This is a genomic window from Falseniella ignava, assembly GCF_002847645.1.
In the GTDB taxonomy this organism is placed as follows: domain Bacteria; phylum Bacillota; class Bacilli; order Lactobacillales; family Aerococcaceae; genus Falseniella; species Falseniella ignava.
In genome coordinates this window covers 92,826-108,857 of the sequence record NZ_PKHE01000002.1, presented here as the reverse complement: position 1 = coordinate 108,857, position 16,032 = coordinate 92,826, and the positions used below count along the sequence as shown (strand labels likewise).

The window sequence follows — 16,032 nt, the reverse complement described above, 5'->3', positions numbered from 1 at the left end:
ACTCACTCCGATTTTTTATCATTGAAAAGTTTGACTTAAGTGTATCATAAGCTTCCTTGAATAAACAATTCCATGAGTAACGGTTCTCTCTTTCTTTTCAAGTCAAATTCATAGTATAATGATAAAAGAAAGAAGGGATATCATGCAAAATCGTATTAAAAATTTCGCAAAATTAGCCATTGAAGTGGGGATTAATGTGCAACCTGGTGAAGATGTGCTTATTACTTCACCCGTTGAAAGTCCAGAACTTGCTCGCTTGATGACCGAAGCGGCTTATGAAGCGGGCGCTCGCAATGTGTCTATTGATTGGATCGATTATCCAATTTCTCGAATGACTTACCAATATCAGGATATTGAGACGCTGAGTGAAGTGCCAGACTATCAAGTAGAAAAAACCCGTTACCAAATTGCGGAAAAACGTTCGAACCGTATCTCAATCTCTGCAGCAGACCCAGATATGTTCGCTGGTTTGGATGAAGAAAAAATCTCAAAAGCAGTCCGTGAACGTAGCTTGAAGATGAAAGAATTCGTCAAATATACGATGAATGATATTGTCAGCTGGCTCGTCATTTCTGTTCCAACTCGCAAGTGGGCACAAAAAGTGTTCCCATCATTAGATGAGCAAGCAGCTTACGATAAACTTTGGGAAGTTATCTTAGACGTTTCTCGTGTAGCTGATAGCTGGGAAGAAACTAAATCTAACTGGGAAAATCATTTAGCAATACTAAATGAAAAAGCTCGTTTCTTAAACGAACATCAATTCGATAAAGTCCATTATCAATCAAGCAACGGAACTGATTTAGTGGTGGAATTACCTAAAAACCATATTTGGATGAGCGCGGGCTCTAACAACGAAAAAGGTGATGCATTCGTTCCGAATATTCCAACTGAGGAAGTCTTTACGGCTCCATATAAAAAAGGTGTTAACGGTCGCCTCGTTGCAACAAAACCGCTTGTTTACAACGGGGTTGTCATTAATGACTTCGAATTCACCTTTAAAGATGGTGCTGTCATTGATTTCAAAGCGGCCGAAGGCGAAGCGACACTCCAACAAATGTTAGACAGTGATCCGAATGCTCGTTACTTAGGTGAAATTGCCTTAGTACCACATCATTCTCCAATCTCTGATTCAGGCATCTTATTCTACAATACACTCTTTGATGAAAATGCTTCTTGTCACTTTGCACTGGGGAAAGCTTATCCAACGAACGTTGAAGGGGCTACTGAACTTGCTGATGATGAACTAGAAAGTGTCGGTCTTAATGACGCTTTAATCCATGAAGATTTCATGGTGGGTGCGCCAGACCTTTCAATTAAAGCCTATAAAGGCGACGAAGTTTATGATATCTTTGTCGATGGAAACTGGGCTTAATCGATTAAATTCATAAAAAAGAAGATTGAGTCGTTGAGGTGACCCTCAACAACTCAATCCTTTTTTGTATCCATTACTTATCTTGATAGCCATTTGGATGGCGCTGATGCCACTGCCATGCAGTCTCAATAATTGGTTGTACCTCGTCGTACTTTGGTTCCCAACGCAAGACTTGGCGAGCTTTGGAGCTCTCTGCAACTAAACGTGCCGGATCCCCCGCACGGCGTTCGCCAATTTCAGCTGGAATATCCTTGCCTGTCACGGATTCAGCTGCTTGCCACATTTCCTTCACAGAGTAACCGCGGCTACTTCCTAAGTTGAAAATTTGACTGTCTGAATGACTTTCTAAATAATGGAAAGCTTGAACGTGCGCATCAATTAAGTCATCAACATGAACATAGTCGCGAATACAAGTGCCATCCGGAGTTGCATAGTCATCCCCAAAAATTACCAGCTTCTCTCGTTGACCGAGCGCTGTTTGCAAAATAATTGGAACTAAATGCGTCTCTGGTTGATGATCTTCACCGATGGAACCATCTCTACGTGCTCCTGCAACGTTGAAGTAGCGAAGTGATACATAACGTAAATCATAAGCTTTAGTACACCAATGGATCATCTCTTCCATTATTAACTTGGTCTCACCATAGGGGCTTGCTGGACGTGGTTGTGTCTCTTCGGTAATATATTCCATTGGCACTTCCCCGTATACAGCCGCTGAGCTCGAGAAGATTAACTTATCAACGCCAGTTTCAACCATTACTTCGAGCAAAATCTGCATGCCGTATACATTATTATTGAAGTACTCGAGTGGCTTATAGACCGATTCGCCTACCAGTGAATACGCTGCAAAGTGAAACACCCCATCAAAGTGATGTGCTTTAAATATTTCTGTTAGGACTGCTTTGTCACGTAAGTCGCATTCATAAAATGTTGCGCTTGGATGCACAGCTTGGCGGTGTCCCGTCGATAAATTATCAACGACAACGACTTGGTAACCTTCATCAACGAGTGTCGCAACAGCATGACTTCCAATATAGCCTGCTCCCCCAATTACTAATACTTCTTGCATCATTGATCCTCCTTATAATTGTAACGATGCGATAAATCGCTCAAGCCCTTTCTGTCCTGCTTCATCTTGCTTAAAGACACCTACATCTTCTAATACTCGAGTAAATTTATCTGCAATACCTTGGCGGACAACTTGTTGTGCTCTTTCGCCACCTTCAACTTTCGGTAACGATAACGCCCATTCCTGGTGATTTTGGGCGACAGCTTCAATCGGAATCAACCCTTGTAAATATTGAGCGACTTGCTCGGTTTCCTCTTTTAAGCGTGGTGGCAGAATTGCCAATCCCATCACTTCAATTAACCCAATATTTTCCCGCTTAATATGTTGAACATCTGGATGCGGATGGAAAATACCTAACGGAAATTCATCCGTGGTTCGGTTATTGCGTAAGACGAGATCCATTTCATAATCTTGTCCGATCCGACGAACAATCGGTGTCACCGTATTATGTGGTTGGTCGGTATAAGCTTTAATCTCACAGTCAAGATCTTCATACTCTCGCCAAGCAGTCGTAATCTGATCCGCTACTTCTAGAAGCGATGGTCGATTCGCGCTTCGAAGACGCAACACAGACATCGGCCAGTGAATCGTCGCTAACGTGACATCTGGGTGTTGGGTTATCGGATATACTTTGCGTACTTGCGCTCGTTCCATTGGAAATTCATAACGCCCTGCTTGATAATGATCGTGTGTTAAAATCGATCCACCTACACCAGGGAGGTCCGCATTTGATCCGATAAAATAATGTGGGAACTGCGTTACAAACTCTAATAAATGATCTAAACTTTCACGGTTAATGCGCATCGGAATATGTTGTTCATTTAAAACAATCGAATGCTCATCGTAATAGAGATACGGTGAATATTGGAAGCCATACGTTTCCTCTCCCAATGTCAATCGGATAATCCGGTGATTTTGTCGTGCCGCATGATTGTAGTGGCCTCGATACCCTTCATTTTCCATGCAGAGTGGGCATTTCGGATAATTGACCTGAGGGAGCTCTCGTGCCCGTGCAATTTCAACAGGGTCTTTTTCTGGTTTGGATAAATTAATCGTAATATCCATCTCACCGTAAGGTGTTGAACCTTTGAACGCAATATTCCGGGCAATATTTCGCGTTTGAATATAGTTATTCGCTTTAGATAATTGATAGAAATAATCCGTTGCACGTGGTGGGTCCAATTGGTAGAGTTCCCAAAAACGTTGGTTTACCACACTCGGTAACGGTGTTATTAAATCCATCACCGCCGCTTCAAAGATTTCACGGGCCGCTTGTTGATTTTCAATCAAGCCGGTTTGGATAGCATAGGCGACAAAGATATCCATAATCTCTAACAAATCCGTATGGGTTGATTGAAGCTCGTCTCCGGTATATTCATCCAAGTCTAATAAGCGCAGCAATTGGTTACGGAGATAGTAATGATCTCGTGGATCGACATAACCTTTTGCTGATGCTACGAGTGGGAAGTCATGAATCGCTTGATTGACTTGTTCAAGCGTCACTGTCATCTTAACTCCCCCTTTCGTTATTTTGGCATACTTTTTTCGTCCCATCACCAACTTGAGCTGTATAATAATCGCCATGTAGCCCCGTTGCTTGATAATAGGCTGATTCAATCTGTTCAATGGTCTCAGCTAAGTAGTGGTGGTCGACTAGCGCGATGGCACAGCCGCCCATTCCAGCCCCTGTCATTCGAGCACCTAAGACAGCCGGCTGCGCCCAAGCTGCTTCTACCATCGCATCCAGCTCAGGTCCCGTTACATCATAGTCATCGCGCAAGCTTTGATGGGAATGATTCAACAGTTGACCGAACGTAGCTAAATCACGTTGAGTTAAAGCCATTTTCGCTTGTTGAGTTCGTTCATTTTCACTGATAGCGTGGCGTGCACGACTTCGTATAACTGGATCTTTAATCAGGCTCGAGTAATTGCTCCACTCATCCCAAGATAAGTCACAGAGATTCTCAATGGGAACTGCTTGTTGCAATTCTTGCAACGCTTGTTCACATTCTTGTCGACGTTGATTATATTTTGAACTGGTTAATTCGCGTCGTTTATTCGTATTCATAATCAAAATAACATAATCACCAAACTCAGCGAGAACCCGTTCATAATCGAGCGTATTGACATTTAAGTAAAGCGCCGCTTCTGCCTCACCCATACCAATCGCAAATTGATCCATAATTCCAGTCTGTAGTCCTAAGTAATCATTTTCTACACGTTGCCCGATTCGCACCAGGTCTAATCTGTCAACGGTTTGATTGAATAAATCATTGAGCATAACCCCAATTAAGAGCTCTAAGGAAGCCGAAGAAGATAATCCGGCACCATTGGGGATATTGCCCCAAACTACTAAGTCAAAACCTCGGTCTACCGATTGATCTGTTATTTCGTTGAAATAAGTGATGACGCCTTTGACGTAATTTACCCAATTATGGGATGCTTGGTACGATAAATCATCCAAACTAAATTCAATGACACCCGCGTCCGATAGATTCATCGAATAACAACGGATGGTTCGATCTTCTCTTAACTTAACTAACCCATACGTCCCCATTGTAATGGCACAAGGAAAAACATAACCCCCATTATAATCGATATGTTCACCAATTAAATTGACTCGGCCCGGTGAGAAATAAAATGCTTCGCCTGACGATTGGAACTGCGTTTCAAATGTTTCTTGTAGTTGATTTAATACTTGTTGTTCATCTTTCATTTTGCGCCTCCTCTTTCAATGATTAACGGCGACGCATTGTTTTACGGATATCGAGCGCTACGGCGATAACAATAACAAGCCCTTGGAAGACATTGGTCATCTCTGGTGTAATACCTAAGAATTGTAGACAGGTCTTTAAGAGTTCGAAGACTAAAACCCCCACTAAAATTCCGGTTACTTTACCAACCCCACCCGCAGTCGATACCCCACCGATGGTTGCTGCAGCAATGGCTTCTAATTCGTAACCTGTCCCAGCAGATACGGCTGCCGAACCTGTTTTAGCGGTTAATAAGAACCCTGCTAAACCATATAATGCTCCCGCTAAGGTGAAGATAACAATTTTAGATTTAGTGGTATTGACACCGGATACTTCCGCGGCGATTTCATTCCCACCAATGGCATACATATGTTTACCATAGAGTGTAAAGCGGTATAACATATACATAAACACACCCACTGCTAACGCGATAAAGGCAATGTATGGAATATAAACGGCACCTAATTTAATCCCTTGTGCCCCAAATTTACTAAAGGTTGTATTTAAAGACCCGATTGGCTGGTTCTTAGAAAGCATCATATTCAAACCATAAATCGCAATTTGCGTCCCTAATGTCGCAATAAATGGAGGCACGTGTAATTTCGCAATGACTAGCCCGTTAAAGAGCCCGAACATTAAACCAACACCCATGGCCACTAGTAACGTCACTAAAATTGGTGACCCAGCCACACTTGGATATAAAACTCCTGGTGCATCTGGACGTTGTAATAAGATTGCGGTCGTTACAGCGGTAATCCCAACGATTCGTCCGGCAGATAGGTCAGTTCCTCGAATAATCAAACAGCCGGATACCCCTAATGCAATGATGAAACGTACCGAAACGTTCGCTAAAATATTTTTTAAGTTATTGAAACTGACAAAGTTATTTGCTACGACCGCAGTATAAATACACATTAAGATAATTACGACGACGAGCGCATTTTCAATCAACCATTCTTTCCAGTTAAATTTTGGTTTGATGGCGATGATTTCACCTTTTTTATTTTTTATTTGATTCATTTGTTTCTCCTCGCATTCTGTATTAATCCGGCATAAAGGCTGTTGCCAGCTCCATAATATTCTCTTGGGTCGCTTCTTCTCGATCTAAAAATCCAGAGATACGGCCTTCACACATGACCATCACTCGATCGGACATGCCAATAATCTCGCCCATTTCAGAAGAAATTAAAATGACTGATTTACCACGACGAGAAAGTTCATTAATGATTTCGTAAATTTCATATTTCGCTCCAACGTCAATCCCTCGGGTCGGTTCATCTAAGATAAAGATATCTGGGTCAGTTGCTAACCAGCGTGCTAAAATAACTTTTTGTTGATTCCCACCTGATAAGTTTTGGATTAAGGTTTGGCGTGTTGGTGTTTTTACATTTAATGAGCGAATTCCTTCATCTACCATATCGTTGACAGATTTCTCCTTAATGAGTCTGAATTTCGATAAGTAATCTCGTAATGAAGGAAGGGCCGTATTATCCGTAATCGATAGAACCCCAAAAATCCCTGAATGACGTCGGTCTTCTGTAACAAAAGCAATCCCATTTTTATTTGCATCTTTTGGATTTTTTATTTTTACTTCTTGACTGTTCATGCGAATCTTACCTTCGGGTTCAATTTCACGCAGACCGTAAATGGCTTCCATTAATTCGGAGCGTTGCGCCCCAACAAGACCGGCAATTCCTAGCACTTCACCTTTACGTAATTTAAACGTACAGTCTTTGAAAGATTGAGGGTTCGGTGATGAGAAGTTCTCAATTTCTAAAACAGCTTCCTCAGTATAATGCGGTTGGTAATCTGGATAAACATTCGATAGTTCACGCCCCACCATATGGCTAATAATTTCTTTAACCGAAATTTCTTTGGCATTATACGTTCCGACGTACTGACCGTCTCGCATAATCGTAATTTCGTCTGAGATACGCTTAATCTCATCCATCTTGTGAGAAATATAAATAATTCCAATACCTTGTTGACGTAAATTATCAATCACCCGGAAAAGATTTTCGACTTCATTTTCCGTTAAAGAAGAGGTCGGTTCATCCATAATAATGACTTTCGCATGACGTGAAATCGCCTTTGCAATCTCAACCGATTGTTGTTGTGAGATGGTCAAATCACCTAGCTGAGTATTCGGATCAACATTCAGTCCGATTTCATTGAGATAATGTCTGGCTCCTTCGTTCATCTTTTCATGGTCAACGAAAAGTCCATTCTTTGGATAATCGCCGAGGAAAATATTTTCGGCAATCGTCATTTTCGGTATCGGTTGTAACTCTTGATGAATCATCGCAATCCCATGATCCAAGGCTTCTTTTGAGTTGCTGAAGTTTACGTCTTTACCATCAAAAATAATCTCGCCGGCGTCACGATAGTAGATACCATAGAGACACTTCATCAATGTTGATTTTCCAGCGCCATTCTCTCCCATCAAGGCATGGACGGTCCCCTTACGCAAAGTCAATTGGGCTTTATCCAGCGCTTGAACGCCCGGGAATGCTTTATCGATATCTTTCATTTGTAAGATAATATCTTGATCTAATTCCACGATATTTTCACATCCTTTATGATATAAATAAGGCGTCTACAACGAGTATAGACGCCTTTGGAGCCTAAAGATTTATCTTATTCGCCGTATGCTTCTTTTAGACGAGTTTGATATTCTTCAACACTTTCTTCTCGATAATCAAGGCGTTTCAACTCAGCCTCTTCTGGCTTCGTCACCTTGATATAATCATGCCAGAAGTATGGTGAAACTTCTTCACCTTGAAGTAAGCGAACTGCTACTTCTGCTGCCGTATGAGATTGGTTATAGTGGTCGTTAAGAACCGTTCCTGTAAATTGGTTTTGACCTAATAATTCAACAACTTCTGGTAAAGCATCGACCCCAACAATATAAATATCTTTGTTAATTTCACGTCCAGCACCGTTAATCGCTTGAACAGCACCTAGAGCCATACCATCGTTATTCGAGAAAATAACTTCTAGATCTTCACCATATTGTGATAACGCGTTGGCTGCAATTTCTTGACCTTTCGCTTGGTCCCAGTTACCACGTTGCGCTTCACCTAAGATTTCAGTCTTTATTGTTTCTTCAAGACGCTCGATTGAGTATTGCGTACGTTGCTCAGCGTCCACGTTCCCAGCATCACCCATAATCATAATGTATTTCACAACACCGTCGCCGTTAATGTCACCATGATTTTCAAGTTCAGCAATCATTTCACCTTGGTAAACACCTGATTGACGGGCATCCACCCCAACATAGGTTGTTTTACCTGGCCATAATTCCATCGTAGAAACTTGTGGCTCACGGTTAATTAACACAACTGGAATATCTGCTGCTTGCGCATTTAAAATAATTTGGTCAGCCCCAGTTGGATCAACTAAGTTTGCAATTAATAAGTCTTTACCTTGAGCGATAAAGTTATTTAATTGTTCAGTTTGAGTTGCTTGGTCATTTTTACCATCTTGGAACTCTAAGTTATAAGTATTACCATCTTTTTCACCTAACTCTTTGAAATACTCAGCAAGTTCATTACGGAATAATGTCATAAAGTTATCGTTATATTGGTAAATCGCAACACCGATTTCATACGTTTCGCCTTCGGCTTTGATTTCAGGAAGAGGCGTATATAAGCCTACTGTAACGGCTAAAATAAATAATGCTGCAACTAATTTAGTTAATTTTTTCATACGATTATGCTCCTTTTTAAATTATTTCATAGGTTACTTGGTATAAGTAATCTGATTCAAGACGTGGAACGTCTGTGTCGAAATGATGCAAATAGTTTGGTAACCGTTGCATCTCAAAGGTGATTCCAGCATAAGGTTCTGCTTGAATTCCATCATTTATAATTTCTCCATTCGTTTGATTCATTGTGTAGATAACACAACTTTCTTGATTGGAGAAGATGCGTATACCCCGTTGGTGATCGGCCGAGAATAATTCGACTTTAGGCTCCATGTCTGTATTCTCTTGGAATAAGTAGGCGAAATCGAGTCCGCCTCCTGTTCGTTCAGCCATCGGGTTTTCTGCTTTCATCATTGACTCAATTCGAGTCGGTTGCGTACAATTGTATACTTTGTACGGTGAAGTTAACATTGCGTCTAGCTCTCCCGTCGCCACACCGCTTTGATTGAATAATTGTAATTGTGCGGGGGCAAGCTTCAACCAATGATTCGTAATCGGATCTGCTTTCGATTCATTTAAGTTGAAGAAAGCATGGTTAGTCAAGTTAACTACGGTAGGTTCATCTGCGTGACCTTCGATGGTTGTAATCAGACGATTTCCCTCCAAGCGATACGTTAAGGTAAAAGTCATCGGTGCATAACACTCAGATGCTTGATCTGTTAAGCTTAACTTCGCTTCAGTCGGTGTCAATTCAACCAAATCCCATAATGCTAACTTCATACTTTGGTGACCTCCGTGCAGGTGAACGTCTGATCCTTCATTCGCATCCAATGCCACCTGTTTACCGAGGTGGTCCACATAATAGCACGGTGAGGTGCGCCCTGCGTTACGTCCGACAATGGTACTTAAGTACAAATCATTTGTCTGGTAATCCGACAAATTGTGATATCGTAAAAGATAATTATAATCTTTGCCTAGATAAGTTAAACAAGCTCCTTGACGTATAAATCGGACTTGCAACTGATCATTCGAGAGGTGATATTCTTCCATAGCCCTCCTTTCTACTGGAAACCCTTACAACGATATTGTATTCCTTTTCATTTTGTTTGAACATGATATTTTGCCTAAATTTCATGTCATTTTGTTGCGCTGATGGTATAATGTTTTCAACGTAGGCTAATTTTTGTCACAATAACGCTATTTTTGGCTTTATAGGAGAGATTTTATGAAAAGTTTTTGGAAGCATTTATTTATTGATAATCAAGATATCGCCTTGATAGAAGTAGGTGCTCAAAATTTTGTCCCAAATCAAATTAATGATTATAACGTTAAACATGATTGGGTTATCCATGCAGTCCTTTCCGGTCAAGGGTTCTTTCAAATTGATGGGAAAGGTTATCATTTGAAAGCGGGCGATGGGTTTATTCTACGAAAAAATAAGCATGTCTATTATGTGCCAGATGAAAAGGATCCATGGTCTTTATGCTGGGTCGGACTTGGTGGCGAGCGCATCGCTCATTACTTTCGTGAGACAACGTTGATACAAGATAATACATTGAACTTCAACCAACATCCCGGTCTTTTGCATCATTTTACAGATTTTGTAGAATTATTTGTTCATTTTACACCCCAAAATATGAGCGACAAGTTAGTCGTCTTTAGCAAGTTATATTTTTTACTCGCGCAAATTAATGAAGCGTGTCAAATTGCAACGCACCCCATCGATAGTTACCAGTTAAGTGAGCCTCATTTGGCGGAGAAAGTGTACGATTATATCTCGGAACATTGTTTGAATAATTTAACGGTGCTGGAGGTTGCGGATGCTTTTGATTTGAGTCGAAACTATTTATTCCGTCTTTGTAAGTCTTACTATGATCAGTCGCCAAAACAAATGATCCAAGAGTTGCGAATGAATCAAGCCGCTCAATTATTACGCGGTTCTAAAATGAGTATTAAAGAAATCGCCAACCGTATTGGTTATAAAGATCCGTTTGTTTTTTCGAAAATGTTCAAAAAATATTATTTGGTTAATCCGAGTGAATTCCGACAATTAAGTGAACAAGAAATCGATCGTGCGCTCTTTATTCGGCCGAAATTCTTAGAGAAACAAAGCCATACTAAATAAAGCGAAATATGATACAATATTCAAGAATAGATTCAACTAAAATAAATACGGAGGTTCTACCTATGAAACCTGTCTATCCACAATTAGTGAATGGCGAAACTGCCTTATCTGTTATCGGTCTCGGCTATGTTGGGATGCCGATTGCGATTGGCTTTGCTAAACAAATTAAAGTCATTGGGTATGATAATAACCCAGATAAAGTTAACTTATATCATCAAGGAATTGACCCTACGAATGAGGTCGGCGATCAAGCGATTCAAGAAACAACGTTAGAATTTACCCATAATCCTTCGGAATTGAAGCGTGCAAAATTCCATATCGTTGCCGTTCCCACTCCTATCAATCAAGATAAAACACCAAACTTACATCCCGTAACGAGTGCCACTCGAACTGTTGGCGAGCATTTAACACCGGGTTCGATTGTTGTCTATGAATCGACCGTCTACCCTGGCGTCACGGAAGATATTTGTATTCCGTTACTCGAAGAAGTTTCTGGGTTGACGCACGGCAAAGATTTCGTCGTGGGTTATTCCCCAGAACGAATCAATCCTGGTGACAAAGTCCACACGTTTGAGACAATTATTAAGATTGTTTCTTCAAGTGTTCCTGAATACTTGGATGATATTGCAAAAGTCTATGAAATGGTCGTTAAAGCTGGCGTCCATCGCGCACCGAGCATGAAAGTTGCTGAAGCAGCTAAAGTCGTCGAAAATTCTCAACGCGATATCAATATCGCTTTTATGAATGAGTTAGCACTGGCCTTTGACCGAATGGGCATCGACTCACACGATGTCATCGAAGCAATGAATACGAAATGGAACGCCCTCGGCTTCACCCCAGGATTAGTGGGTGGCCACTGTATCGGAGTCGATCCGTATTACTTTGTCTATGAAGCCGAAAACTTAGGTTACCATAGCCAAATTATCGCTAATGGCCGTCAAATCAATGACGATATGGGCTACTTTATTGCTGAAAAGCTGATTAAGCAGCTCATTAAAACGGGCAAAACCCCAATTCAGGCGAAAGTTGCGATTCTTGGGTTGACCTTTAAAGAGCACACCCCAGACGTACGCAACTCTAAAGTGGTTGATATCGTCGAAAGACTCGAGGAATATGGCATCCATCCAGTCATTAGTGACCCATGGGCTGAAGCTTCTGAAGTAGAAGCAACCTACGGACTTGAGCTTACAGCATTTGAAGACTTGAAAGACTTGGACGCGGTTGTCGTTGCCGTCGCACATAACGAGTTCAAAACTCTTACGCTCGACCAGGTGTCACAACTTTTCGCCGCTTCACTCGAACCGTCAGAGCGCGTGATTGTTGATGTGAAGAGCTTATGGAATAAAGATGACTATCTTGAAGCTGGATACTGCTACTGGAGACTATAATTTTTATTTTGAGGATAAAAGAAGCCTGCACCAGAATTTTTCTGTTGCAGGCTTTTTGTGAGGAAAAAGGGAGAGTGGAGGTCTGGATTGAGGGAGTGGGATGGCCAGAGGTGGCAGGATTGTTCAGCTCAGGCAAGCGAGGTGAACAAAAATGACGAGATTGTTCAGCTCAGGCAAGCGAGGTGAACAAAAATGACGAGATTGTTCAGCTCAAGGTGGCGAGAAGAACAAAAACGAGTCTCTAACTCCAGCTCAGCCACCCCCAGATGGAGTTCCGAGGCAAACAACTCCAGCTCAGCCACCCACAGATGGAGTTCCGGCTCAGTTAACTCCAGCTCAGCCACCCACAGATGGAGTTCCGAGGCAAACAACTCCAACTCAAACACTCCCAGATGGAGTTCCGGCTCAGCTAACTCCAGCTCAACCACCCACAGATGGAGTTCCGAGGCAAACAACTCCAACTCAAACACTCCCAGATGGAGTTCCGGCTCAGCTAACTCCAGCTCAACCACCCACAGATGGAGTTCCACACACAACAACTCCAACTCAGCCACCCCCAGATGGAGTTCCGGCTCAGCTAACTCCAGCTCAACCACCCACAGATGGAGTTCCACACACAACAACTCCAACTCAGCCACCCCCAGACGGAGTTCCAGCTCAAACAACTCCAACTCAACTAACCCCAGATGGAGTTCCAGCTCAAACAACTCCACCTCAGCCACCCCCAGACGGAGTTCCCTCAACTCTTTGGTAGCATTCACCTCACCTCCCCCTCGTCGATCCTGCTCCACGCATAAAAAAGGCAACTTACCCAACATAACGGGATAAGTTGCCTGAGTTTGAGTTTTAATTGGTTTGGATTACATCATGCCTGGCATGCCGCCACCCATTCCTGCTTGAAGGTTTTCTTCTTCAGGAAGTGCTGCAACCACAGCTTCTGTTGTTAACAGTAAGGCTGCTACTGATGCTGCATTTTGTAAAGCGGTACGTGTAACTTTAGTTGGATCTACAATACCAGATTGAACCATGTCTTCATATTCACCGGTTGCCGCATTGTAGCCGATACCTTTATCAGCTTTACGTACATGCTCAACGATGACAGATCCTTCTTGACCTGCATTTTCAGCGATTTGACGAACTGGCTCTTCTAAGGCACGTGCCACGATTTGAGCACCTGTTAATTCATCGCCTTCAAGTTCTAAATCAAGAACGGCTTGTTGAACGTTCACTAGCGCAGTACCCCCACCAGGGACGATTCCTTCTTGAACTGCCGCGCGAGTAGCGTTCAACGCATCTTCAATGCGTAGTTTGATTTCTTTTTGTTCAGTCTCAGTTGCTGCACCAACTTTAATCACAGCAACGCCTCCCGCTAATTTAGCTAAGCGCTCTTGTAATTTTTCGCGATCGTATTCTGAAGTCGTATCTTCGATTTGTGAACGAATTAAGCTGACACGTTGGTTAATATTTTCGGTCGCGCCATTTCCTTCAATAATTGTTGTATTATCTTTTGTGACACGAACTTTACCAGCTGAACCTAAATGATCTGCGGTAGCATCTTTCAATTCGTAACCTAATTCTTCGGAAATCACGGTTGCACCCGTTAAAATCGCAATATCTTCTAACATCGCTTTACGACGGTCACCAAAGCCTGGTGCTTTCACTGCAACGACGTTCAATGTACCACGCAGTTTATTTAAAACTAATGTCGGTAATGCTTCGCCTTCTAAGTCTTCCGCAATAATTAAAAGCGGTTGACCCGATTGCATGACAGACTCTAACATTGGCAAGATATCTTGCACGTTGTTAATCTTGCGGTCCGTAATAAAGATAGCTGGGTTGTCCAGTTCCGCAATCATTTTCTCGTTATCAGTGACCATATATTGTGATAAATAACCACGGTCGAATTGCATTCCTTCAACGACGTCCATTTCAGTCTCAATTGTTTGGGCATCTTCAATGGTAATAACCCCATCTTGACCTACTTTTTCCATCGCTTCAGCAATTAAATCTCCAACAACTTGTTCACCTGATGACACAGCTGCAACTTGAGCTACGGCTTCTTTTGAAGATACAGGTTGTGATTGTTCTTTTAATGCTTCAACCGCTGCTGACGTTGCTTTTTCAATTCCGCGGCGAATGCCAACTGGATTAGCTCCAGCTGTAACGTTCTTCATCCCTTCGCGCGCAATCGCTTGTGTTAATAATGTTGCGGTTGTTGTTCCGTCACCTGCGATATCATTTGTTTTTTGAGCAACTTCCATCACAAGTTGCGCGCCCATATTTTCGAAGCGATCTTCTAATTCAATTTCGCGTGCAATTGAAACACCGTCGTTTGTAATCGTTGGTGATCCGAATTGTTTATCTAAAACAACGTTACGCCCTTTTGGACCTAAAGTTACTTTAACCGTATTCGCTAATGTATCAACACCACGCAATAAAGCTGCGCGTGCGTCTTCAGAAAATTTAAGTTCTTTTGTCATATTATCTCTCCTATTCTATTCGTAATTTATCTGGAAATTAGCCGACGACAGCTAATAAATCTTTCTCTTCAATAATTAAAACAGATTCGCCTTCATGCTCAACTTCTGTTCCAGAGTAATTTTGGAAGAACACAGTATCGCCAACTTTAACAAGTTCAACTTCTGAACCGACAGCAATAATTTCACCAAATTGTTCTTTAGATTTGGCAGAAGACGGTAAAACAAAACCACTTGCTGTAGTTTCCTCAGTCTCTGCTACTTTAATGACAACACGCTTCCCTAAAGGTTTAATCATGTTTGATACCTCCGTTATTAGTTTGTATTTTATCAAAAATTTAACGGTTAGCACTCTATGAGATCAAGTGCTAAACCCGATAACTATATAATAGTCTAATTAGGTCAAAAATGCAAGTAAAAAGAAGTAAATAAAAAAGCCTCGCAATTTCGTACGAGGCTTATCAGGGTTAGTACTTATATTCTTGATAATCATCTACTTGATCCATATTCGAATCAATAAAGTAGATGAGCGTCTGCAGTTCATTCGTTAAGTCGACATTTTGGATGCGGACATTATTCGGTACATCGAATCGTAAAGGGGTAAAATTCAAAATACCACGAATTCCGGCAGCGATTAACTCATTTAATATCGTTTCTGCAGTTTCTTCAGGTACTGCTAGAACAGCAATTTCATACTGGCTATCTTGGATGCGTTCCGTTAATTCATCGACACTATAGACAGGGATCCCATTTTGGGAAGTGCCGATTAAATTAGGGTCATTATCAAATGCCGCTTCAATATGAAAGTTACCATTTTTGCGGAAGTTATAATTGAGTAGCGCTTGACCGAGATGTCCTACACCTACAAGACAGATTGAAGTCAATCGTCCTTGGTTAAGTACTTTTGAGAAAAAGTCAATCAAAGTATCTACATCATAACCGTAACCCCGCTTACCTAACGCACCGAAGTACGAAAAGTCACGGCGAATGGTTGCACTGTCAATCTTTACAGCTTCACTTAATTCGCTGGAAGAAATCCGCTTCTTACCTGCATTATGTAAATACCGCAAGTAACGATGGTAAATTGGCAACCTTAACGCTGTGGCACGAGGAATCGAATAATTCGACATTTACTTGCCTCCTTCCATTCTATATTCAGGGTATGAAATAATTGTATCATTTATTCACAATCTTTGGTATCT

At 41.6% G+C, this 16,032-nt stretch carries 14 protein-coding genes; 3 read left to right on the top strand and 11 right to left on the bottom strand.

What is annotated here, in order from left to right:
• Nucleotides 1–142: 142 nt before the first annotated feature.
• The gene (locus CYJ57_RS01475) at nt 143–1,372 is read left to right on the top strand and encodes an aminopeptidase (protein ID WP_101953785.1); all 1,230 of its coding nucleotides are present in this window, start codon (nt 143–145) and stop codon (nt 1,370–1,372) included.
• A 73-nt stretch (nt 1,373–1,445) separates the two neighbouring features.
• Here the strand turns inward: CYJ57_RS01475 and galE are convergent, their stop codons facing one another.
• The 7 genes from galE to CYJ57_RS01440 form a co-directional block, all read right to left on the bottom strand.
• Nucleotides 1,446–2,441, bottom strand: coding sequence for a UDP-glucose 4-epimerase GalE (galE, locus tag CYJ57_RS01470; protein WP_101953784.1), 996 nt, complete (start codon nt 2,439–2,441; stop codon nt 1,446–1,448).
• 12 nt (nt 2,442–2,453) lie between these two features.
• The gene (gene galT, locus CYJ57_RS01465) at nt 2,454–3,950 is read right to left on the bottom strand and encodes a UDP-glucose--hexose-1-phosphate uridylyltransferase (protein WP_101953783.1); all 1,497 of its coding nucleotides are present in this window, start codon (nt 3,948–3,950) and stop codon (nt 2,454–2,456) included.
• 1 nt (nt 3,951) lies between these two features.
• Nucleotides 3,952–5,157, bottom strand: a complete 1,206-nt coding sequence (locus CYJ57_RS01460; protein ID WP_101953782.1) for a galactokinase — start codon at nt 5,155–5,157, stop codon at nt 3,952–3,954.
• Nucleotides 5,158–5,179: 22 nt separating this feature from the next.
• Complete coding sequence (locus CYJ57_RS01455; RefSeq protein ID WP_006701773.1) at nt 5,180–6,214, bottom strand: ABC transporter permease subunit; 1,035 nt, start codon at nt 6,212–6,214, stop codon at nt 5,180–5,182.
• Nucleotides 6,215–6,236: 22 nt separating this feature from the next.
• Nucleotides 6,237–7,754 (bottom strand): sugar ABC transporter ATP-binding protein, encoded by a 1,518-nt coding sequence (locus CYJ57_RS01450; protein ID WP_006701772.1) that lies wholly within the window; start codon nt 7,752–7,754, stop codon nt 6,237–6,239.
• A gap of 77 nt (nt 7,755–7,831) precedes the next feature.
• Complete coding sequence (locus tag CYJ57_RS01445; protein WP_101953781.1) at nt 7,832–8,902, bottom strand: galactose ABC transporter substrate-binding protein; 1,071 nt, start codon at nt 8,900–8,902, stop codon at nt 7,832–7,834.
• A gap of 16 nt (nt 8,903–8,918) precedes the next feature.
• The gene (locus tag CYJ57_RS01440) at nt 8,919–9,890 is read right to left on the bottom strand and encodes an aldose epimerase family protein (protein WP_101953780.1); all 972 of its coding nucleotides are present in this window, start codon (nt 9,888–9,890) and stop codon (nt 8,919–8,921) included.
• A 175-nt stretch (nt 9,891–10,065) separates the two neighbouring features.
• Between CYJ57_RS01440 and CYJ57_RS01435 the strand changes: the two genes are divergently transcribed.
• Both CYJ57_RS01435 and CYJ57_RS01430 read left to right on the top strand, forming a co-directional pair.
• Nucleotides 10,066–10,965, top strand: a complete 900-nt coding sequence (locus CYJ57_RS01435) for an AraC family transcriptional regulator (RefSeq protein WP_101953779.1) — start codon at nt 10,066–10,068, stop codon at nt 10,963–10,965.
• Between the two features lie 62 nt (nt 10,966–11,027).
• Nucleotides 11,028–12,353, top strand: coding sequence for a nucleotide sugar dehydrogenase (locus tag CYJ57_RS01430; protein WP_101953778.1), 1,326 nt, complete (start codon nt 11,028–11,030; stop codon nt 12,351–12,353).
• Nucleotides 12,354–12,517: 164 nt separating this feature from the next.
• Here the strand turns inward: CYJ57_RS01430 and CYJ57_RS01425 are convergent, their stop codons facing one another.
• From CYJ57_RS01425 to CYJ57_RS01410, 4 genes are all read right to left on the bottom strand, one after another.
• Nucleotides 12,518–13,096 carry a hypothetical protein gene (locus CYJ57_RS01425; RefSeq protein WP_219525539.1) on the bottom strand — a complete coding sequence of 193 codons (579 nt, stop codon included), beginning with the start codon at nt 13,094–13,096 and terminating at the stop codon, nt 12,518–12,520.
• A 117-nt stretch (nt 13,097–13,213) separates the two neighbouring features.
• Nucleotides 13,214–14,833: a chaperonin GroEL gene (groL, locus tag CYJ57_RS01420; protein ID WP_101953776.1), complete on the bottom strand. Its 1,620-nt coding sequence runs from the start codon at nt 14,831–14,833 to the stop codon at nt 13,214–13,216.
• A 37-nt stretch (nt 14,834–14,870) separates the two neighbouring features.
• The gene (locus tag CYJ57_RS01415) at nt 14,871–15,128 is read right to left on the bottom strand and encodes a co-chaperone GroES (RefSeq protein ID WP_006701764.1); all 258 of its coding nucleotides are present in this window, start codon (nt 15,126–15,128) and stop codon (nt 14,871–14,873) included.
• A 169-nt stretch (nt 15,129–15,297) separates the two neighbouring features.
• A complete protein-coding gene (locus CYJ57_RS01410) occupies nt 15,298–15,960 on the bottom strand; it encodes a redox-sensing transcriptional repressor Rex (protein WP_101953775.1) in 663 nt (220 codons plus the stop codon).
• Nucleotides 15,961–16,032: the final 72 nt, after the last annotated feature.

What these genes read in the sequence shown, in the direction of transcription:
- CYJ57_RS01475 (WP_101953785.1), top strand. Translation starts at nt 143, where the DNA reads ATGCAAAATCGTATTAAAAATTTCGCAAAATTAGCCATTGAAGTGGGG.
- galE (WP_101953784.1), bottom strand. Translation starts at nt 2,441, where the DNA reads ATGCAAGAAGTATTAGTAATTGGGGGAGCAGGCTATATTGGAAGTCAT.
- galT (WP_101953783.1), bottom strand. Translation starts at nt 3,950, where the DNA reads ATGACAGTGACGCTTGAACAAGTCAATCAAGCGATTCATGACTTCCCA.
- CYJ57_RS01460 (WP_101953782.1), bottom strand. Translation starts at nt 5,157, where the DNA reads ATGAAAGATGAACAACAAGTATTAAATCAACTACAAGAAACATTTGAA.
- CYJ57_RS01455 (WP_006701773.1), bottom strand. Translation starts at nt 6,214, where the DNA reads ATGAATCAAATAAAAAATAAAAAAGGTGAAATCATCGCCATCAAACCA.
- CYJ57_RS01445 (WP_101953781.1), bottom strand. Translation starts at nt 8,902, where the DNA reads ATGAAAAAATTAACTAAATTAGTTGCAGCATTATTTATTTTAGCCGTT.
- CYJ57_RS01440 (WP_101953780.1), bottom strand. Translation starts at nt 9,890, where the DNA reads ATGGAAGAATATCACCTCTCGAATGATCAGTTGCAAGTCCGATTTATA.
- CYJ57_RS01435 (WP_101953779.1), top strand. Translation starts at nt 10,066, where the DNA reads ATGAAAAGTTTTTGGAAGCATTTATTTATTGATAATCAAGATATCGCC.
- CYJ57_RS01430 (WP_101953778.1), top strand. Translation starts at nt 11,028, where the DNA reads ATGAAACCTGTCTATCCACAATTAGTGAATGGCGAAACTGCCTTATCT.
- groL (WP_101953776.1), bottom strand. Translation starts at nt 14,833, where the DNA reads ATGACAAAAGAACTTAAATTTTCTGAAGACGCACGCGCAGCTTTATTG.
- CYJ57_RS01415 (WP_006701764.1), bottom strand. Translation starts at nt 15,128, where the DNA reads ATGATTAAACCTTTAGGGAAGCGTGTTGTCATTAAAGTAGCAGAGACT.
- CYJ57_RS01410 (WP_101953775.1), bottom strand. Translation starts at nt 15,960, where the DNA reads ATGTCGAATTATTCGATTCCTCGTGCCACAGCGTTAAGGTTGCCAATT.